Raw genomic sequence first — 20,414 nt, 5'->3', positions numbered from 1 at the left:
ACTACGGTAAATTCGAGGCGGCGAAGCGCGCGGAAATTCCACGTCCTGTGCGCGCGCGGAGACTTAAGCACCGGTCCACCGGGTGTCAACGCGAGCGCTTACAGTCATGAACCTTGCGACGGCGGGGTGGAAACAATCCGGCGCCTAAATCGCCGCCACCAAAACTGGTTCCCAAGGTCATCTTCTTATCCACCGTCATTCCGGGCCTTGTGCCCGGAACCCCTCTGCCCGCCGCAGGTGCGCATGCGTGGCGCGCCAGCGCGTCAGGGCGTCTCACTGTCGGCTGAACCAGGGGTTCCGGGCACAAGGCCCGGAATGACGAAACTATTTTGAAGCTGCGCGGCGTCTATCGCGACGAGATCGCGAAGCTGTTTCCTCTTGGCGATAAACCGCGCTAGAGCGCTGAGTGAGAGTCAGCCGGAGATCGGCCCCTTATGAATATCAGCAAGTCCCGCGTTCACGGCCTCGTCGCCGTCCTGGTCCTTTCCCTGCTGGTCGCCGCCTGCGGCCGCGACAAGGCCGACGAGCGCCCGCCCGAACCCGGCGACACCGCCGTGGCCAAGGTGGACGGCCACACGGTCTGGGCCTCGGACGTCAAGCGCGAGGCGGTGGCCCAGGGGCTGATCAGCGAGGGCGAGCCGCTGGACATCGGTTCGGACCTGTTCCGTCAGCGCCTGGACGAGGTGATCGACCAGAAGCTGCTGGCCGCCGAGGCCCTCAAGCAGAAGCTGGACAAGGATCCGGTGGCCCAGCGCCGCCTGGCCGCCGCGCGCGAGCGCATCCTGGGCGACATGCTGGTCGAGAACGTCGTCGAGAAGGCGGTCAACGAGAACGCCATCCGCGGCCTCTACGCCGAGCAGCAGAAGCTGTCCAAGCGCAGCGAGGAGATCCGCGCCCGCCAGATCCTGGTCGGCAGCCAGGCCGACGCCGAGGCCGTCAAGAAGCTGCTGGCCGCCGGCGCCTCGTTTGACGCCCTGGCCATGGAGCGCTCGACCGACCCGGCCACCCGCTTCAACGGCGGCGACCTGGGCTATTTCACAGTCGACGTCATGCCGCCGGCCTACGCCGTGGCCTTGAAGGACGCCCAGAAGGGCGCGCTGGTCGGCCCGTTCCAGACGGAAGGCGGCTGGGCCGTGCTGCGCGTCGAGGACAAGCGCCTGGAGGAGCCGATCACCCTGGAGGCCGCCCGGCCGCAGATCGTGCGCTTCCTGACCTATGACCAGGTCCGCGACCTGCTGGAGAAGCTGCGCGGCGGCGCCAAGGTCGAGATGCTGACGGGCAAGCCCCAGGCCGTGCCCGGCGCGCCGCAGGAGCCGGCCTCGGCCCCGCCCGGCGCCGCCGACCAGGCCCCCTCCTCCGACCTCGACGACGCCCCGCCGGCGTCCGCCCCCGCTCAAGCTCCGGCCAAGAAATGACCAAGACTCCCAAGCCCGCGCCGAAGACGGCGGCCAAGACCGCCGCCAAGCCCGCCAAGACTCCGGCGGCCGCCAGCGCCCCGACCCCGGCCGAGATCGTCGGCCAGGTCGGCGCCAGCGTCGGCCACACCCTGGAGCGGGCCCTGGTCGACCCGCTGACCGCCGCCCTCAAGCGCGCCGGCCTGCGCCGGGCCCAGAAGGACGCCAATACGGGGAGCCCCGAAGCGGTCCAGGCCGCCAAGCCGGCGACCGCCCCGGCCGCCCAGGGCGCGCCCGGCAAGCCGGGCCTGGCGGTCTCGCCCCTGGCCGTGCCGTTCCCGACCATCCCGCCGATCGCCGGCGTCGAGATCGCCACCGGCCGGGCCGGCTTCTACAAGCACGACCGCGAGGACATGCTGCTGATGCGCTTCGCCGAGGGCACCTCGGCGGCCGGCGTCTTCACCCGCCACGGCGTCGGCTCGGCCCCGGTCGACTGGTGCAAGCGGCAACTGGCCGCTTCCGGCGGGCTGGATGTGCGGGCCCTGGTGGTCAACGCCGGCTGCGCCAACAGCTTCACCGGCAAGCCTGGGGCCGACGCGGTGCGCCGGGTCGCCACGGCCGTCGGCAAGCGCTTCGACTGCCGCCAGCGCGACGTGATGATGGCCTCGACCGGCGTCATCGGCGTGATCCTCGACGACAGCAAGATCACCTCGAACCTGCGCCTGGTGGAAACGCGCCTGACCGAGGACGCCTGGGCCGGCGCCGCCTCGGCGATCATGACCACCGACACCTTCCCGAAGGGCGCCTACGCCACGGCGACCATCGACGGCCACGAGGTGCGGATCGCCGGGATCTGCAAGGGCTCGGGCATGATCGCGCCCGACATGGCCACCATGCTGGCCTTCGTGGCCACCGACGCGGCCATCGCCCCGGCGGCGCTGCAGACCCTGGTCAGCCTCTATACCCGCACCACCTTCAACTGCGTGACGGTGGACGGCGACCGCTCGACCAACGACACCCTGCTGCTGTTCGCCACCGGCCAGTCCGGCGCGCCCAAGATCCACCGGGCCGGCGACCGGCGCCTGGCCGACTTCCGCGAGAAGCTGGAGGCGGTGCTGCTGGACCTGGCCCTGCAGCTGGTCCGCGACGGCGAGGGCGCGACCAAGTTCGTCAAGATCACCGTCAACGGCGCCGAAAGCCCGCTGTCGGCCCGCAAGATCGCCCGCACCATCGCCGAAAGCCCGCTGGTCAAGACCGCCTTCGCCGGGGAGGACGCCAACTGGGGCCGCATCGTCATGGCCGTGGGCCGCGCCGACGAGCCGGTCAACCGCGAGAAGATCAGCGTCAAGTTCGGCGACCTCTACGCCGCCCGCGACGGCCTGGTCTCGGCCGAATATGACGAGGCGGCGATGAGCAGATACGTCAAGCGCGCCGAGTTCGAAGTGTCGGTGGACGTCGGGGTCGGCAAGGGCTCGGCCACGGTCTGGACCTGCGACCTGACCAAGCAGTACGTGGCGATCAACGGGGATTACCGCAGCTAAACCGCCGTGCGTCCTTCGAGGCCCGCTGCGCGGGCGCCTCAGGATGAGGGACTTTTTGCCCTGACTTCCTCATCCTGAGGTGCGCGCTCCTGAGCGCGCCTCGAAGGACGCACGGCGGCCCAGTCCGCCTCACAACCAACGATCGGATCCGACCATGGCCGACGACGCCCCCATCGCCCTCCACGACATCGCCGAGGCCTGCCGCGAGGCCGGCTATGTCGTCGCCGCGATCGACCGCGGCCTGGAGGTCTCCGGCGCCGAGGACGGCGGGGCCTTCTACCTGTTCCCCGAGGGCGACTGGCTGCAGGTCCGTTGCCAGGTGTTCGACCCGGCCGACCTCGACCAGGCCCGCAGCCTGGACGCCCTGTTCGAGACGATCGCCCGCGCCCAGTTCCGCCTGATCGGCTGCCGGTTCGGCTTCGATGTGCTGACCGGCCTGTGGCTGGTCGCCGACCTCTATCCCGGCTTCGACCCCGAACGCCTGCCAGCCGTGCTGGAACAGCTGGCCTTCGTCTGGAGCTCGCTGGGCGAGGTCCTGGACGCCGCGCTGAAGGGAACCGTCGTGGACGAGATCGCCCTGGACGCGGCGTTCGAACTGGAGCCCGACGGGCGGCCGAACTGAGGAGACGCCTCCTGCTAGCCAGCTAACCGCCACTTGTCGGACAATTACTAAAGGTCGCAAACCCCGATCGTTCTTCAAGCAACGATGAGACCAGCCTTGAGCCGTCCCGTCCTTTGTGCTTTTTTGCGGCAATAATCAGACAAAAGCTGCGGGAGACGAAGCGCCATGGATCTTGATCGGCCGAACCGGCGCGCCTTTCTGCTGGCCTCCAGCGCCCTGGCCTTCGCGGGAGCAGCCTCGCCCGCCCTGGCGGTCGCGACGGCCGGCCGCGTGGCCGCCGAGCCGGCGCCGGCCCGTCACGTGGCGCTGAAGCCTTCGATCTTCCAGCAGGCCCAGGCCGCCAACCGCGCCTATCTGGTCTCGCTGTCGGCCGACCGGCTGCTGCACAACTTCCACCAGGGCGCCGGCCTGCCGGTCAAGGCCCCGGTCTATGGCGGCTGGGAGGCCATGAGCATCGCCGGCCACACCCTGGGCCACTACATGACCGCCTGCGCCCTGCAGGTGGCCGGCACGGGCGACCCGGAGCTGAAGGACCGCCTGACCTATATCGTCGCCGAACTGGCCCGCGTGCAGGCCGCCCACGGCGACGGCTACGCGGCTGGCACCACCCGCTGGGGCCAGGCCGACTCGGCCGGCGGCAAGCAGGTGTTCGAGGAACTCCGCCGGGGCGACATCCGCTCGTCGCGCTTCAGCCTCAATGACGGCTGGGTGCCGATCTACACCTGGCACAAGGTGCACGCCGGCCTGCTGGACGCCCACCGCCTGGCCGACACGCCCAAGGCCCTGGACGTCGCCGTGGGCCTGGCCGGCTATTTCGCCACCATCATCGAAGGCCTGAGCGACGAGCAGGTGCAGCAGATCCTGGTCGCCGAGCACGGCGGGATCAACGAGGCCTATGCCGAGACCTACGCCCTGACCGGCGACGAGCGCTGGCTGAAGGTCGCGCGCCGGCTGCGCCACAGGGCGGTGCTCGACCCCATCGCCGAGGGTCGCGACGAACTGGCCGGCCTGCACGCCAACACCCAGATCCCCAAGGTCATCGGCCTGGCGCGACTGTACGAAGTGGGCGGCGATCCGGCCGAGGCCCGGGCCGCGCGGTTCTTCCACCAGGTGGTCACCCAGAACCACAGCTACGTCATCGGCGGCAATTCCGACCGCGAGCATTTCGGCAAGCCGAACGAGATCGCCCGCCACATGGCCGAAACCACCTGCGAGGCCTGCAACAGCTACAACATGCTGAAGCTGACCCGCCGCCTGTGGAGCTGGGCGCCGCAGGGGTCGCTGTTCGACTATTACGAGCGGACCCAGCTGAACCACATCATGGCCCACCAGCGGCCGAGCGACGGCATGTTCGTCTATTTCATGCCGATGGCGGCGGGAGGGCGGCGCAGCTACTCCACGCGCGAGGACAGCTTCTGGTGCTGCGTCGGCTCGGGCATGGAGAGCCACGCCAAGCACGCCGATTCCATCTGGTGGCGGGGCGGCGACACCCTCTATCTCAACCTCTTCGTTCCTTCGCGCCTGGACTTGCCGGACGGGGAATTCGCCATCGACCTGGACACCCGCTATCCGGCCGAGGGGCTGGTGCGGCTGAACGTCGAGCGGGCCCCGGCGGGCGAGCGCGAGATCGCCGTGCGCCTGCCGGGCTGGTGCGCGGCCCCGGTGGTCAAGGTCAATGGGACGCCGATGGGACGGCGCGGAAGTGACGGCTACGCCCGCCTCAAGCGCCGCTGGAAAGCCGGCGACCGGGTCGAACTGGTGCTGCCGATGGCCCTGCGGGCGGAGGCGACGCCGGACGACCCCAACCTGGTGGCCTTCGTCAGCGGTCCGCTGGTGCTGGCCGCCGACCTGGGCCCGGCCGAACGGCCCTTCGAGCGAGCCGCCCCCGCCCTGCTGGGCGACGGGCCTCCGGCGACGCTGCTGCGCAAGGCCGGACCGGCGCCGCACGCCTATGTCGCCGACCTGGCCACGGGCGGCACGGCGACCTTCAGCCCGTTCTACGCCCAGTACGCGCGCCGCACGGCCGTCTACGCCCCGGTCTTCACCAAGGCCCGCTGGGCGGCGGAGGGACCGGGCTTCCTGGCCGCCGAACAGGCCCGCATCGAGGCCGTGGGCCGCACCGTCGACACGGTCTATCTGGGCGAACAGCAGCCGGAGGTCGACCACGGGGTGAGCGCCGCCAACGGCGAGATCATCCAGTTGAACGGCCGCAGCGGTCGCAAGCTCAATCCCGGCGGTTGGCTGGAGATGACCCTGAACCGCCGCCCCGGGCGCATGAGCCTGCAGCTGGTCTACTGGGGGCAGGACGCGGGCCAGGGGGTCAAGGTCCTGGTCGACGGCGCCCCCGCCGGCGTCGTCGAGACCCCGGCGGACAAGCGCGACGGCTTCTTCGCCGTGGACCTGCCGCTGCCGCCCGGCGCCGGCCCGGCGCGGGTGCGGCTCGAGGCGGGCGAAAAGGCGGCCGTGTTCTACGAGGCGCGGGTCATGGCGGGCTAGCGACCCGGCGCCGGCGGTCCTCTCGGTCCGGCCGCAGCCGGGCGTTGCGGCTGTCATCCTTTGTCACAAACGCGATGCAGAGCCGAAAGGCGGCCTCGCCACTCTCGACCCCAGAAGGCGGCTCGCCATCGAGCGGCCTGTTCGGGAGAACGAGGATGACCAAGACCCGTACCGCCCTGCTGGCTCTGAGCGCTATCGCCGGCCTGGCCGCCGGCGGCGCGGCGAGCGCCGAGACCACGCCCCTGCCGGCCCGGCAGGTCGCCCTGGGCGCCGACCACTTCCACGCCCGCGCCCAGGTCGTGGACGATCCGCTGGACATCGAGACCGTGATCAGCTCCGAACGCGGCTTCCAGACCGGCAAGGGCCTGTTCCGGGCGCCCAGCAACGACAACCACCTGCGCGCCGTCGTCGACAAGCGATCGGGCGCCACGCGCTTCGAGGTCCGCCAGGTCCTCACCTACATGGGTCCGGTCAGGGGCTATGGCGAAGTGGCCTATGAAACCGGCCAGTGGCCGGTCCGCGCGCCGGTGACCAGGATCAAGGACAACGCCGGCTACTGCTTCGTGTTCGAGGCGCCGGAGCTGTGCCGCGAGGAGGTCGCCTTCGAGATCTCCGAAAGCGAGCTGCGCCGCGCCGCCGCCCAGCCGGGCGCCTGGCGCTTCAAGTTCAAGTCCGACGGCGGCGACGAGCATCGCACCGCCATCACCCATGCCGAGATCGAAGGCCTGCTCAAGGCCGTCGACGGCTACCGCCGCACCCTGCCCGCCGTCCAGGCCGAAGCCAACACCGCGGCGGACGGCTGAACCACCCTTCCACCCCTGATGTCCCGGAGTTTGTCACCCGCATGAAAGTTCTCGCGTCCATCGGCCTCGCCGCCGTCTGCCTGGCGGCCTCCCCCGCCTTCGCCGGTCCCGCCGGCACCGGCCTGACCTTCACCGAGGAGGTGGCCAGGAAAGCTCTCCAGAAGAAGCGGGCCGCGGAGCTCCGCTCGCCCTCCGACTGCGCCGCGCCCAAGGCGGGAGAGCCCCGCAAGTCCGACGACGCCAAGCCGGACGGCGCGGCGTCCGACAGCTGCCGGGCCAGCTAGGCCTAGCGGCCGCACCGCCGTTCAGGACCCGGAAAGGCCCAGGCGGCCCGCCCTCGCGTGTTCCCCTCCCCCGCGGCGCGCGAGGGCTCGATCTGGCCGGGAAAGTCTCGGCGCGTTCCGGCTTTTGCGTTCGAGCCTGGACCGAAAAACCTCGACACCGATCTTGTTCGCGCGGTCGCCGCGCCTAAGTACCCCGAGCATATGGATTATTCAGGCCACGGAACAATCGTCCCGCCGCGTGACATGGCGACAGCGCCGCTGGCGCCCACCATCCTGATCGTCGAGGACGATCCCGCGCTGCGCACCTTGCTGATGCGGCTGCTTCGCGAGGAAGGCTTCCAGCCGCTCAGCGCCGGCCACGGCGCGGAAATGGCGCGGCTTCTCGAGACCAACACCGTCGACCTGATCCTGCTGGACGTCATGCTGCCCGGCAGCAACGGCTTCGACCTGTGCCGGGCCATCCGGCGCGACAGCGAGGTGCCGATCGTCATGCTGAGCGCCCGCGACGACGAGACCGACCGCCTGATCGGCCTGGAGCTCGGCGCCGACGACTATATCGGCAAGCCCTTCAGCAAGAAGGAGCTGATCGCCCGCATCCGCGCCATCCTGCGCCGGGCCCAGGGCGGCGCGCAGTCCAGCCAGCCCCGCGGCCACCAGCAGATGACCTTCGCCGGCTGGAGCCTGGACCCGGGCCGCCGCGAGCTGCTGTCGCCCGACGGAACCTTCGTCGAGCTGTCAGGGGCCGAGTTCGACCTGCTGCTGGCCTTCGTCACCTCGCCCCAGCGGGTGATCGGCCGCGAGCGCCTGCTGGAAATGTCGCGCGCCCGCTTCTCGGACGCCTCGGACCGCAGCATCGACGTGCTGGTCAGCCGCCTTCGCCGGAAACTGGCCGTCACCGGCCAGGCCGAGGCGCTGCTGCGGACGGTGCGCGGCGTCGGCTATCTGTTCACGGCGGCGGTGGAGCGTCGATGAAGCCTTGGCGGCTGTGGCCGCAGCGTCTGGGCGGCCAGGTCACCCTGGTCCTGATGCTGGCCGTCGCCCTGGAGTTCATCGGCAGCTCGATCCTGTTCGAGAACAGCCGCATCTATCCCAACCGCGACAACCAGGTCCGGCGCGCCGCCGAGCAGTTGGTCACGGCGGGGAACATCCTGGAAAACATCCCGGCCGCGGAACGTCCCGCGCGGGCGGCTGCCCTGTCCAACCGCGGCGGCCGGCTGGTCTGGTCGCCGCAGTCCGCCCTGGTCGATCGCGAGCGTTCGGCCGAGCACAAGCTCAAGGACGAGTTCCGCGACGCCGAGCCCGGCCTGCGCGACCGGGACCTGCACTTCAACGCGGAGCTGGGCCACGCCCTGCCCCGCGACACCCACCTGAAGGTGGCGCTCAGGCTGCGTGACGGGACCTGGCTGACCCTGAAGACCAGGATCCGGGCCGCGCCCTGGGCGGTGCTGCTCAGCAGCGTCGGCTCGGCCTTCATCCTGGGCCTGGGCGTCATCGCCGCCGCCGCCCTGGTGCTGCGCAATCTCAGCCGTCCGTTGCGGGCCCTGGCCGAGGCCGCCGACAAGGTCGGCCAGGACGCCCATGTGCGCATCGGCGAAACCGGGGCCGGCGACCTGAAGCTGGTGGCCAAGGCCTTCAACGCCATGCAGGACCGGATCGCCGGCCTGCTGCGGGCCCGCACCGACGCCCTGGCCGCCGTCGGCCACGACCTGCGCACGCCGCTCGCCCGCCTGAGGCTGCGGGCGGGCTTCGTCAAGGACGTCGAGGCCCGCGAGGCGCTGGAGGCCGATGTCGACGAGATGACGGCCATGCTCGATTCGCTGCTGGCCTATCTGGGCGGCCAGGAAGATCCCGAGCCCCGGCGCCGCACCGACCTGGCCGCCCTCGCCATGACGGTGGTCGACGACGCCGTCGACGCCGGGCGCCCCGCCGCCTATGATGGCCTGGACCACCTGCCCGTCCAGGCGCGGCCGGTGTCGCTGAAGCGCGCCATCAGCAACATCGTCGAAAACGCCCTGCACTACGGCGGCGAGGCGAACCTGACCCTGACGCGCGAAGGCGCCGCGGCGGTGCTGGCGGTCGAGGACTCCGGTCCGGGCATTCCCGAGGCGGAACTGGCCGAGGTGCTGCAGCCCTTCCACCGCCTGGACAGCGCGCGGGCCCGCAACACCGCGGGCCTGGGCCTGGGCCTGACCATCGTCCAGCAGATCCTGCACCGCGAAGGCGGCGTCCTGGTCCTGAAGAACCGCCCCGAAGGCGGCCTCCGCGTCGAGCTGCGACTGCCCGCACTGTAGCGCCAGTATCGGCCCCGGTTAAGGCGGACCGGCCAAAGCTTTTAAAGCACCCGGTCGGCCAGATTAGCCACTTTCGCGACGCCCATCTAACGCGGGGCCTTGGGCGGCGCACTTACAACAAGACTGGCCCCAATAGAGCTCGCTTCCGGTTAGTGGTCGTTTTCAGTAGCCGACAGGGATGGTTAGCCGCCTCTCCCAAATAAGCTCCGTCATTCCCGCCCTTGTGGCGGGAATGACGGATCAATGTAATGAGCGGAAAATCTTCGAAACATCCGACTAGGGTCGATCCTTGCCACTAGCGCCAGGTCGGGCAGCGGACTTTCATCCGGTCCGGAAGCCGGACGGGCGCCAAGCTCGTATTTCGACCCTGGGCGGACGCTACCCAGACCCCTCTCTCTTTGAGAGAGGGAGGGGCCCGCCGCCGCAGGCGGTGGGAGGGTGAGAGGTTACACCCTCTCCGGTCGAAGCACGGCCAGGATGTCGTCGGCGACGCCGCCGGGGTCGGCCAGGACCCGCTCGTTGGGGAACCTCAGGACCATATAGCCAAACAGTTCCAGCACCTGCGTGCGGCGGGCGTCGTAATCCTCCCGTTCCTCGTGAGCGGCGCCGTCCAGTTCGACGATCAGCTTGCCCGCCTCGCAGACGAAGTCGACGAAATAGCGGTCGATTGAGACCTGCCGCAGGAACTTGAAGCCACCCAGCCGGCGGTTGCGCACCAGCGTCCAGAACGCCTTCTCGGCCAGGGTCTGGTTCTGGCGAAGGCGGCGGGCGTTGGCGGTGGCGTCCATGGCGAGAGCCTGGAAGCACCGCAAAGATCACGCAACGACGGGAATCGGGATTTTCCGGCCAGCGGTGAAACCTCTCACCCTCCCACCGCTTCGCGGCGGGCCCCTCCCTCTCTCAAAGAGAGAGGGGTTCCAGGGCGGCAGCCAATCCCGAAAACCACCCTTCGCGGATGTTGAAAGCGTCCGCTGTTGGGCTGAAACCCACGCAACTGCGAACACGTCGCGTTATTGACAGCCCTAGGCTGATTTTGGGCCGGTTCTAGGTTGGCCCGACCGCCAGACATCCTTTGTCACAAAGCCGCTGCATCGCAGCAAAACCCGAAAACCACCTTCGTCCCTGCGTCTGGCGATCCTCGCCATGACGCCCCGCCGCGGCGTCGTCCCCCCTTTTTCGGCGCCGCGGCGGCCAATCGACGGAGGTCCCTTGGAACAGTTTCTCGAACGCGCCGCCTTGTTTCGCGGCCAGGTCTTTCCCGCCCAGAGCGCCCTTTACGAGCGCCTGGCCAGTCATGGCCAGAGTCCCAAGGCCCTGATGATCTCGTGCGCCGACAGCCGCGTCGTGCCCGAGCTGATCACCCAGGCCAGTCCCGGCGACCTGTTCGTCTGTCGCAACGCCGGCAACATCGTGCCGCCGTTCTCCCAGGCGAACGGCGGGGTGTCGTCGGCGGTGGAATATGCGGTGGTGGCGCTGGGGGTGCGCGACATCGTCGTCTGCGGCCACTCCGATTGCGGGGCCATGAAGGCCTTCTCCCATCCCGAGGCGCTGGAGAAGATGCCCAATGTCGCCGCCTGGCTGCGCCACGCCCATGCGGCCCACAGCGTGGTCTGCTCGTGCTATCAGAACCTGGACGAGCACGGCCGGACGCGGGCCCTCTCGCTCGAGAACGTCGTCGTCCAGATCAACCACCTGCGCACCCACCCGTCGGTGGCCTCGGCCATCGCCAAGGGCGAGCTGACCCTGCACGGCTGGTTCTTCGAGATCGAGACCGGCCAGATCCAGGCCTATAACGGCGACACCGGCCAGTTCGAACAGGTCTATGAGGGCGCCCCGCTGCCCGTGGCCCAGCGCCCGTCCCGCCGCATGGTCGCGGCCGACCACCTGGGCATCGCCGCCGAATGACCCAGGCCGCCATCACCTCCCCCAAGGAGTCGCCGGGCGGCAGGCCCGGACTCCAGGCGATCCTGTCGCGCGACTTCACCGCCTCGATCGTCGTCTTCCTGGTGGCCATGCCGCTGTGCATGGGCATCGCGGTCGCCTCCGGCGTCCCGGCCGAGCGCGGCCTGGTGACGGGCATCATCGGCGGGATCATCGTCGGCGCCCTGGCCGGCTCGCCCCTGCAGGTCAGCGGTCCCGCCGCCGGCCTGGCCGTCATCGTCTTCGAGATCGTGTCCAAGCACGGCCTTTCGATGCTGGGTCCGCTCCTGCTGGCGGCCGGCCTGATCCAGCTGGTCGCCGGCGCGCTGAGGCTGGGCCAATGGTTCCGCGCCATCTCGCCGGCCGTGGTCCACGGCATGCTGGCGGGCATCGGTGTGCTGATCGTCGCCGGTCAGTTCCACGTCCTGTTCGCCGACAAGCCCAAGGCGCACGGGCTGGAGAACCTGGCCGCCATCCCGGCCGCCCTGGGCGGCGTCTCCTTCACCAGCCTCGGCGCGGTCGAGGCCGCCCTGGTGGTCGGCCTGGTCACCATCGGCTCGATCCTGGCGTGGGAGAAGTTCCGCCCCGCCAGGCTGAAGCTGGTGCCCGGCGCCCTGCTCGGGGTCCTGGCCGGCACGCTGGTCGCCCTGGGCTTCGACCTCGACGTCCAGAAGATCGCCGTGCCGGAGTCGATCGCCGCGGCCATCGCCGTGCCCGGCGCGGCCGACCTCGCCCGGATGGCCGACCCGATGCTGCTGCTGACCGCCCTGGCCGTGGCGTTCATCGCCTCGGCCGAGACCCTATTGTCGGCGGCCGCGGTCGATCGCATGCACGACGGTCCGCGCACGAAGTACAACAAGGAGCTGTTCGCCCAGGGCGTCGGCAACATGCTGTGCGGCGCGGTCGGGGCCCTGCCGATGACCGGCGTGATCGTGCGCAGCTCGGCCAACGTCCAGGCCGGGGCGGTCTCGCGGCTTTCGACCATGCTGCACGGCGCCTGGATCCTGGCCTTCGTCGCCCTGCTGCCCTGGCTGCTGCGCCAGGTCCCCAGCGCCGCCCTGGCCGGGGTGCTGGTGGTCACGGGTTGGAAGCTGGTCAGCCTCGACCACGTCCGCCACCTGTTCGCCCGCTACGGCCTGCTGCCCGCGGTGATCTGGGCGGCGACCTTCGTGGCGGTGGTGGCCACCGACCTGCTGACCGGCGTGCTGATCGGCATGGCGCTGACGCTGCTGGAGCTGATCCCCAACCTGCGGAAGATGCGCCTGCGGGTCGCCCAGCACGCGCTGAGCGAGACCGAGAGCGAGATCCGCCTGGAGGGCGCGGCGACCTTCGTCCAGCTGCCCAAGATCGCCAAGGTCCTGGACGCCGCGCCGAACGGGGGCCTCGTCCGTCTCGACACCCGGGCCCTCACCTGCCTGGACCACACCTGCGCCGAAGCCCTCGGCGACTGGCTGAAGGGCAAGGCCAGGGCGGGGGTGAAGGTCGAGCTGCCCAGTCCCTGCGCGTTCGGCGATCGTCTCCGCGCCGCCGTCGCCCACTGATCCGGCCGCCGCACCCAAGCCCAGGAACGGACCCCCGTTCCTGGGCGCCTTCCTGGAGAACTCCCGATGACCAAGGCCCAGGAGCGCGCCGCCGAGATGGCCGCGCGGGTCCTCTGCGCTTATCTCAGCCGCAACCTCGTCCCGCCCGACGACCTGCCCGGGCTCACCGCCCGCACCTATGCCGCGCTCGAGGCGGTGCTGGCGCCCTTGCCGAGGACGGAGCCGATCAGGCCGCCCAGCCCCGAAGCCATCGCCGCCAGCGTCACCCCCGACGCCATCGTCAGTTTCGAGAACGGCCGCCGCTATCGCTCGCTGCGCCGCCATCTCAAGCAGCAAGGCCTGACCGAGGCCCAGTATCGCGCCAAATGGGGATTGCCCGACGACTATCCGCTGGTGGCCCGCAGCTTCTCGGATCTTCGCTCGCAAGCCGCGCGCCGCGGTCGATTGGGCGCCTAGACCCGCCTGATGTTGCACAATGCAACATTCTGGTATATCCGACCGCGGGACGATGGCGGCGCAGGAAGCGGTTTCATCGATAATCTGACGGTCGCGGGTTCGAGTCCCGCTGGCGGGGCTTCTCGCCATAGCTCAGTGGGTAGAGCATCAGGAACGCCGCTTCCGAACATTCCCCATCGTCACCGTTTTTCGTTGCATGACGCAACAGACTTGACTATACGAACGCCTCTCGTCGCTTCGGCGGCGGGAACCGAGGGCGGCGCAGGAGACGGTTACTTCGCCTGTCACGCGGGAGGTCGAGGGTTCGAATCCCTCCGGATGACGCAAGTCGCCCGTAGCTCAGTCTGGTAGAGCGCCACGCCGTTTCCGAATTTTCCCCCTCGGGAAGCCAATCGATCCGGCGGCGTAGCACAGCGGATTCTTCGGGTGACGGCAGGCGGGCGAAAGCTGCGCACCGTTCCCTCGCAAGAGGGAGGCCCGCGGTGCGCCTGTTCCCCGGAAAGATCGTCGACGGCGGTGATGGCCAACCGGGTTCATCGCACCAACCAAAGGGCGGCCGGGACGAAAGTCCAACCGGGTCCGGGCGTCGCGAGCGCCCGGCGGAAGCGCCCTCCCGAGCCGAGTATTCCCCGTCGACATTTTTCTTCGTCCAGCTTGTTGCATTACGCAACAAGCTGGACTAAAGAACCCTGGTCTTCGAAGAGACGCCGCCGGCGTCGCGAGGACCCGATCAGGCGACGAACGAGACCATGACTTCGAGCAATCTGAAGTTTGAACGTCCGGAGGGCTGCACGCCCTAGACCTCCCCGACGCCGGTTTCGGCCGTCGGGGCCTGGACGTCTCGTCCGTCTCCCGACCGGCCTGGAAACCCCAAGCGACGTCAGGAGAAGAGCGCCATGCGCTTCAACATCTTCGCCAAGCGCCCCGACGTCACCTTCGAGGGCGCCCCCGCCGTGGTCCTCACGGCTGAACAACAACTGCGCCGGTCGGTGCTCTCGTGCCTCCTGTGGGAGGACGAGTTCTACGAGGACGGCCTGGCCATCGCCGACCGCATCGCCGCCCTGGCGAGCGCGGTCGCGCCGCAGGTCACGGCCGATCTCGCGATCGAGGCGCGCGAGACCTTCAAGCTGCGCCATGCGCCGCTGATGCTGCTCTGCGCCCTGACCCGCACGGGATCGGGCACGCCGCTGGTCGCCCAGACGATCGAGCGGGTGATCCAGCGCGCCGACGAAATCACCGAGTTCCTGGCGCTCTACTGGCGCCATGGCCGGCGGCCGCTGAGCAAGCAGACGAAGAAGGGCCTCGCGGCCGCCTTCGGCAAGTTCGACGCCTATCAGCTGGCCAAGTACGACCGCGAGGGTCCGGTGAAGCTGCGCGACGTGCTGTTCCTGGTCCACGCCAAGCCGAAGGACGAGGCGCAGGCGGCCCTGTGGAAGCAGGTCGCCGACCGCACGCTGACGGCGCCGGACACCTGGGAGGTCGCGCTCTCGGGCGGCGCGGACAAGCGCGAAACCTTCCAGCGCCTGCTGGCCGAGAAGAAGCTGGGCTACCTGGCCTTGCTCCGGAACCTCCGGAACATGGATCAGGCCGGCGTCGACGAGGCCCTGGTCAAGGACGCCATCCTGGCGCGGCGCGGCGCGGAACGGGTCCTGCCCTTCCGCTACGTGGCGGCCGCCCGGGCCGCGCCGCGGTTCGAGCCCTGGCTCGACCAGGCGCTGGCCGAGACCGTGCTGGAAGGCGCGGTCTTCGATGGGCGGACGATCATTCTGGTCGACGTCTCCGGCTCGATGGACGCCCGTCTGTCGGCCCGGTCGGACCTGACCCGGATGGACGCGGCCGCCACCCTGGCCTCGATCGTGCCGGGCGAGGTGCGGGTCTTCACCTTCTCCAACGCGGTGAAGGAAGTCCCGCCCCGTCGGGGCATGGCGGGGGTCGACGTGGTGATCCGCTCGCAGCCCCACGGCGGCACGGAACTGGGCCAGGCGATCGAAAAGATCAACGCCCTGGCCCACGACCGGCTGATCGTGGTGACCGACGAGCAGTCCCACGACCGGGTTCCGGCCCCGAAGGCGGCCAAGGCCTATATGGTCAACGTCGCCAGCGCCCGGAACGGCGTCGGCTACGGCCCGAACTGGGTCCATGTTGACGGCTTCTCCGAGGCCGTCCTGGGCTTCATCCGCGAGCACGAACGCCTGACGGCGGAGGTTCGCTAGGATGAGCCCGGAGGCCTTGCGGCAGGCGGCGATCACCCTTTTCGGCGAGCGGGGCTGGATGTCCCGGCTCGCCGAAACCCTGGGGGTGGACCGGTCCTCGGTATCCCGCTGGTTCGCGGGCTTGCCGGTTCCCGGTCCGGTCGCCGCCGCCGTCGAGGCCTGGCTGCTCATCTACCGACTGACCGGTCTTCGGCCGGGCGAGTACGACCAGCTCGACCCGGCCGAAGACTCCCCTTCTGAAGACTGAACGCCCGTCCGAAAGCCTCCGATGTTCCTGTCGATCGCCACCACCCATCGCCCCGCCACCGACCTGGGCTTCCTGCTGCACAAGCACCCCGGCCGCGTGCACGAGACCGAGCTGCCGTTCGGCAAGGCGCACGTCTTCTATCCGCAGGTCGGCGAGGATCGCTGCGAGGCGGCCCTGATGCTGGACGTCGATCCCGTCGGCCTGGTGCGTGGCAAGGGCCGGGGCGACGGCCTGCTGGACCAGTACGTCAACGACCGCCCCTACGCCGCCTCGTCCTTCCTGTCCGTGGCCCTGGCCCGCGCCCTGCGCACGGCCATGACCGGGACCTCGCGCGAGCGGCCAGAACTGGCGCAGAGCGCGATCCCCCTGGAGGCCGTCGTCACGCCCCTGCCCGCGCGGGGCGGCGAGGCCCTGGTGCGCCAGCTGTTCGAGCCGCTGGGCTGGACCGTCGACGTCGAGGGCGTGGCCGGCGCGGACGGCGCGCCGTCGCGCTACGTGACCCTGCGCCTGTCGGCGACCGCGCGCCTGCGCGACCTGCTGAACCACCTCTATGTGCTGATCCCGGTGCTGGACGACGACAAGCACTACTGGGTCGGCGACGACGAGGTGGAGAAGCTGATGCGGCGCGGCGAGGGCTGGCTGGAAGCCCATCCGGCCCGCGACCTGATCGTCCGCCGCTACCTGATCCATCGCAAGGCCCTGGCCCGCGACGCTCTGGAGCGCCTGGCGCCCGAGACCCGCGACGAGGCCGTCGATCCGGCTGAACGCAAGCCCGGCGCCGAGGATGCGCTGGAAGCGCCGCTGCGCCTCAACGACGAACGGATGGCCGCCGTCGCCGAGGCCCTGCGCGCCAGCGGCGCCAAGGCGATCGCCGACCTCGGCTGCGGCGAGGGCAAGCTGCTGCAGCGCCTGGTGCGCGAACGCTGGGTCGAGCGCCTGATCGGCGTCGACGCCGCCGCCCGCGACTTGGAATGGGCGGCCAAGCGGCTGAAGCTGCACCTGGCCGGCGGTCCGCCCGAAGGTCGGGTCACCCTGCTGCACGGCTCGGTCACCTACCGCGATCGTCGCTGGGAGGATGTCGACGCCGCAGCCCTGGTCGAGGTGATCGAACATCTGGACGCCGACCGCCTGCCCGCCTTGCAGAAGGTGGTGTTCGGCGCGGCGGGGCCCAGGACCGTGGTCGTGACTACGCCGAACGCCGAGTACAACGCCCTCTTCCCGAACCTGACCGCCGGCGCCTTCCGCCATCCGGACCACCGGTTCGAGTGGACGCGGGCGCAGTTCCGCGCCTGGGCCGAAGGCGTGGCGTCCGCCCACGGCTACACGGTCGCCTACGACGACATCGGCAAGCGCGACGAGACGCTCGGCGCGCCGACCCAGATGGCCGTCTTCACGAGGGCTGGTTGATGTTCGGCAAGTCCAAGGAGGCGCTGGTCCGCCTCGACGTGCCGCAATCTTCGGTCGGCGCGCCTCTGCCCAGCCTGGTGGCGGACGAACAGACGTTGTTCGTCTGCTACCTGCTGCAGACTTACGAGCCGGACTGGGACGGATCGACGATCCGCGTCGTGGAACAGGACTCCGAGAACGAGCCCCTGGCGGTGCTCAAGGTCCCCTTCTGCCGGGCGCATCTCTTCGGCCCGCCCAACGAGGAGGCCATCTCGGGGCACCGTCTGGCCAAGCTGGGCCTGGAGCCATTCTCCGCGTTCGAGGTCACGAACTCGGCCTGGATCGCCGACCTCGAGCGCGCCAATCGGGTCCATCCCTATCACCACGCGTCGCAATACGCCGCGCTGCGCCACTTCATCTTCACCTTCCACGACAGCGTTCTAGAGTTCATCGCCGAGAGCTTCGAGGTCCGCCAAGCCTCCTCCCCTCTACGCGATACGCTCCGCCGCCTGGTCGACGAGCTTTGACGACATCATGACCACCCTCGACATTCCCGACTTCGCCCTCGTCGTGCTGATCGGCGCCTCGGGCTCCGGCAAATCGACCTTCGCCGCCAGGCATTTCGCCCCGACCGAGGTGATCTCGTCGGACCATTGCCGCGCGCTGGTCGTCGACGACGAGACCGACCAGTCGATCAGCGGCGACGCCTTCGAGCTGGTCAAGGCCATAGCCGACAAGCGCCTGAAGCACCGCCGGCTGACGGTGATCGACGCCACCAACGTGCGTCCCGCCGACCGCAAGGGCTGGATCGAGCTGGCCCGGCGCTGGCACGCCCTGCCCGTCGCGATCGTCCTGGATCCCGGCGTCGACACCTGCTTCTCGCGCAACAAGGCCCGCGCCGATCGCGACTTCGGCATCGGCGTCGTCCAGCGCATGAGCTCGGAAATCCGACGCGGCCTGGGCGGCCTGCAGCGCGAGGGCTTCCGCCAGGTGTGGAAGCTGGCCAGCGAGGCCGAGATCGACGCCGCCGTCGTCGAGCGCAAGCCGTTGTGGACCGATAAGCGCCACGACCAGGGGCCGTTCGACATCATCGGCGACATCCACGGCTGCGCCGACGAGCTGCAGGACCTGCTGGCGGCGCTGGGCTATGGCGTGGCGTGGGGCGAGACGAGCGGCGAGCGCTCGGTCGTCGTCACGCCGCCGGCGGGCCGCAAGGCCGTCTTCGTCGGCGACCTGGTGGATCGCGGGCCCAACTCGCCCGACGTGCTGCGCATCGTCATGAGCATGGTCGCGGCCGGGACCGCCTACTGCGTCCAGGGCAACCACGAGCGCAAGTTCGGCCGCTGGCTGGAAGGCCGCAAGGTGACGATCGCCCACGGCCTGCAGCAGACCATCGATCAGTACGACGGGACCGACCGCGGCTTCCGCGCCGCCCTGCCCGCCTTCCTGGACGACCTGCGCAGCCACGTCTGGCTGGACGGCGGACGTCTGGCCGTGGCCCATGCGGGCCTCAAGGCGGAGATGATCGGCCGCGGCTCGGGCGCGGTGCGCGAGTTCGCGCTCTATGGCGAGACCACCGGCGAGATCGATGAGTTCGGCCTGCCCGTCCGGGCCGACTGGGCGGCCGGCTATCGGGGCGAGACGGCGGTCGTCTACGGTCACACGCCCATGCCCGAGGCCCAGTGGGTCAACAACACGCTCTGCATCGACACCGGCTGCGTGTTCGGCGGCAAGCTGACGGCCCTGCGCTGGCCCGAAAAGGCCCTGGTCGAGGTCCCCGCTCGCCAGGTCTGGTGCGAACCCATGCGCCCGCTGCGTCCCGTCGGCGGCGACCGCTCGAGCCAGGCCGCCGCCGACGACCTGCTGGACATGGAGGACGTCAGCGGCCGACGCTGGATCGACACGACCTTGCGCGGTCGCGTGGTGGTCGCCGAGGAGAACGCCTCGGCGGCGATCGAGGTGATGAGCCGCTTCGCCCTGGCCCCGCAGTGGCTGGCCTATCTGCCGCCGACCATGTCGCCGGTCGAGACCAGCGCGCGCGACGGCTGGCTGGAACGTCCCGAGGAGGCCTTCGCCCACTATCGCGAGCGCGGCGTGGCCGAGGTGGTCTGCGAGGAAAAGCACATGGGCTCGCGCGCCGTGATCGCCCTCTGCCGAACGGCGGAGGCGGCGAAGGCCCGCTTCGACGCCGCGGACGGCGAGACCGGCGCGATCTGGACCCGCACGGGGCGCGGCTTCTTCGCCGCGACCGCGACGACCGAAGCCCTGCTGGCCCGGCTGCGCGCCGCCGTCGAGGCCGCCGGCCTGTGGGACGAGCTTTCCACCGACTGGCTGCTGCTGGACGCCGAGATCATGCCCTGGTCGGCCAAGGCCGGCGCCCTGATCGACGCCCAGTACGCCCCTGTCGCGGCCTCGTCCCGCGCGGGCCTGTCGGCGGCGGCCGAGGCGCTGTCGCGCGCCGCGGCCCATGGCGCGCCGGTCGCCGAACTGCTGGCGAAGGTCTCGGACCGGGCCGGGCGCGCCGACCTCTACGCCAAGGCCTGGGCGCCCTATGTCTGGCCGGTTTCCGGGGTCGACGACCTGAAGGTCGCGCCGTTCCATCTGCTGGCCAGCGAGGGGCGCGTGTGGTTCGACCAGGATCATGCCTGGCACATGGGCCTGGCCGAGCGCCTGGCGGCGACCGGCGATCTGGTCGTCGCCTCCACCCGCTGGCGCGTCGTGCCGCTGGCCGACGACGCCGCCTGCGCCGAGGCCGTCGCCTGGTGGGAAGCCCTGACCGGCGCCGGGGGCGAAGGCATGGTCGTCAAGCCGCGCGACTTCGTGGCGCGCGGCGCCAAGGGCCTGCTGCAGCCGGCGCTGAAGGTGCGCGGCCGCGAGTACCTGCGGATCATCTACGGTCCGGAGTACGACGCGCCCGAACACCTGGAACGCCTGCGCGTGCGAGGCCTGGGCGGCAAGCGCAACCTGGCGCTCCGCGAGTTCGCGCTCGGTCACGAGGCGCTTAAGCGCTTCGTCGAACGCGCGCCGCTGCGCCGGGTCCACGAGTGCGTCTTCGCCGTGCTGGCGATGGAGAGCGAGCCGATCGACCCAAGGCTATAGGGGACGACGGCAAGCGGCGCCGGAGTCTTCGTCCAGGCGTCCGGGCGGCCTCGAGCCGAGGAGCGCAGGCGGCGGACTGAAACTCCGGTTCCAGGCCTCTGGAAGGAAGCCGCGCTTCTCG

At 70.2% G+C, this 20,414-nt stretch carries 17 protein-coding genes and 1 tRNA gene; 17 read left to right on the top strand and 1 reads right to left on the bottom strand.

Features of this window, described 5'->3' with window-relative positions:
* Positions 1-434 precede the first annotated feature (434 nt).
* From G3M57_RS04605 to G3M57_RS04570, 8 genes are all read left to right on the top strand, one after another.
* Positions 435-1,415 carry a peptidylprolyl isomerase gene (locus tag G3M57_RS04605; RefSeq protein WP_056753521.1) on the top strand — a complete coding sequence of 327 codons (981 nt, stop codon included), beginning with the start codon at positions 435-437 and terminating at the stop codon, positions 1,413-1,415.
* Entirely contained in the window at positions 1,412-2,935 is a 1,524-nt protein-coding gene (gene argJ, locus G3M57_RS04600; RefSeq protein ID WP_056753529.1) for a bifunctional glutamate N-acetyltransferase/amino-acid acetyltransferase ArgJ, read from the top strand. The genes G3M57_RS04605 and argJ overlap by 4 nt, the downstream gene beginning before the upstream one ends.
* A 154-nt stretch (positions 2,936-3,089) precedes the next feature.
* Entirely contained in the window at positions 3,090-3,557 is a 468-nt protein-coding gene (locus G3M57_RS04595) for a hypothetical protein (RefSeq protein ID WP_163229047.1), read from the top strand.
* Positions 3,558-3,722: 165 nt separating this feature from the next.
* Positions 3,723-6,053 (top strand): beta-L-arabinofuranosidase domain-containing protein, encoded by a 2,331-nt coding sequence (locus G3M57_RS04590; RefSeq protein WP_163229046.1) that lies wholly within the window; start codon positions 3,723-3,725, stop codon positions 6,051-6,053.
* A gap of 155 nt (positions 6,054-6,208) precedes the next feature.
* The gene (locus G3M57_RS04585; RefSeq protein ID WP_163229044.1) at positions 6,209-6,856 is read left to right on the top strand and encodes a hypothetical protein; all 648 of its coding nucleotides are present in this window, start codon (positions 6,209-6,211) and stop codon (positions 6,854-6,856) included.
* A 41-nt stretch (positions 6,857-6,897) separates the two neighbouring features.
* Positions 6,898-7,140, top strand: coding sequence for a hypothetical protein (locus tag G3M57_RS04580; RefSeq protein WP_057186568.1), 243 nt, complete (start codon positions 6,898-6,900; stop codon positions 7,138-7,140).
* 243 nt (positions 7,141-7,383) lie between these two features.
* Positions 7,384-8,112 carry a response regulator gene (locus tag G3M57_RS04575; protein WP_057186569.1) on the top strand — a complete coding sequence of 243 codons (729 nt, stop codon included), beginning with the start codon at positions 7,384-7,386 and terminating at the stop codon, positions 8,110-8,112.
* On the top strand, positions 8,109-9,431 hold the full coding sequence (locus G3M57_RS04570; protein WP_163229042.1) for an ATP-binding protein: 1,323 nt from the start codon (positions 8,109-8,111) through the stop codon (positions 9,429-9,431). Before G3M57_RS04575 ends, G3M57_RS04570 begins: the two co-directional genes overlap by 4 nt.
* A 446-nt stretch (positions 9,432-9,877) precedes the next feature.
* On the opposite strand, the gene G3M57_RS04565 is transcribed toward G3M57_RS04570, so the two are convergent.
* On the bottom strand, positions 9,878-10,219 hold the full coding sequence (locus tag G3M57_RS04565) for an endonuclease domain-containing protein (protein WP_163229040.1): 342 nt from the start codon (positions 10,217-10,219) through the stop codon (positions 9,878-9,880).
* 421 nt (positions 10,220-10,640) lie between these two features.
* On the opposite strand from G3M57_RS04565, the gene G3M57_RS04560 reads away from it, so the two are divergent.
* The 9 genes from G3M57_RS04560 (at position 10,641) to G3M57_RS04520 (ending at position 20,293) form a co-directional block, all read left to right on the top strand.
* On the top strand, positions 10,641-11,336 hold the full coding sequence (locus G3M57_RS04560; RefSeq protein WP_163229038.1) for a carbonic anhydrase: 696 nt from the start codon (positions 10,641-10,643) through the stop codon (positions 11,334-11,336).
* Entirely contained in the window at positions 11,333-12,892 is a 1,560-nt protein-coding gene (locus tag G3M57_RS04555) for a SulP family inorganic anion transporter (RefSeq protein ID WP_163229036.1), read from the top strand. Before G3M57_RS04560 ends, G3M57_RS04555 begins: the two co-directional genes overlap by 4 nt.
* A 66-nt stretch (positions 12,893-12,958) precedes the next feature.
* Complete coding sequence (locus tag G3M57_RS04550) at positions 12,959-13,348, top strand: Ros/MucR family transcriptional regulator (RefSeq protein WP_163229034.1); 390 nt, start codon at positions 12,959-12,961, stop codon at positions 13,346-13,348.
* Between the two features lie 261 nt (positions 13,349-13,609).
* Positions 13,610-13,672, top strand: a tRNA-Ser gene (locus tag G3M57_RS04545).
* A 572-nt stretch (positions 13,673-14,244) separates the two neighbouring features.
* Complete coding sequence (locus G3M57_RS04540) at positions 14,245-15,561, top strand: vWA domain-containing protein (RefSeq protein ID WP_163229032.1); 1,317 nt, start codon at positions 14,245-14,247, stop codon at positions 15,559-15,561.
* Between the two features lies 1 nt (position 15,562).
* Positions 15,563-15,808 carry a hypothetical protein gene (locus G3M57_RS04535; protein WP_056753575.1) on the top strand — a complete coding sequence of 82 codons (246 nt, stop codon included), beginning with the start codon at positions 15,563-15,565 and terminating at the stop codon, positions 15,806-15,808.
* A 21-nt stretch (positions 15,809-15,829) separates the two neighbouring features.
* Positions 15,830-17,215: a 3' terminal RNA ribose 2'-O-methyltransferase Hen1 gene (locus G3M57_RS04530; protein ID WP_163229030.1), complete on the top strand. Its 1,386-nt coding sequence runs from the start codon at positions 15,830-15,832 to the stop codon at positions 17,213-17,215.
* Positions 17,215-17,721: a hypothetical protein gene (locus G3M57_RS04525; protein ID WP_163229028.1), complete on the top strand. Its 507-nt coding sequence runs from the start codon at positions 17,215-17,217 to the stop codon at positions 17,719-17,721. Before G3M57_RS04530 ends, G3M57_RS04525 begins: the two co-directional genes overlap by 1 nt.
* Before the next feature lie 7 nt (positions 17,722-17,728).
* Positions 17,729-20,293, top strand: a complete 2,565-nt coding sequence (locus tag G3M57_RS04520; RefSeq protein WP_163229026.1) for a polynucleotide kinase-phosphatase — start codon at positions 17,729-17,731, stop codon at positions 20,291-20,293.
* The last annotated feature ends 121 nt before the right edge of the window (positions 20,294-20,414 follow it).

It is taken from the genome of Caulobacter rhizosphaerae, from assembly GCF_010977555.1.
Taxonomy (GTDB): domain Bacteria; phylum Pseudomonadota; class Alphaproteobacteria; order Caulobacterales; family Caulobacteraceae; genus Caulobacter; species Caulobacter rhizosphaerae.
Note: the sequence above shows the minus strand (reverse complement) of the source record. Positions and strands in the feature narration are given on the sequence as shown.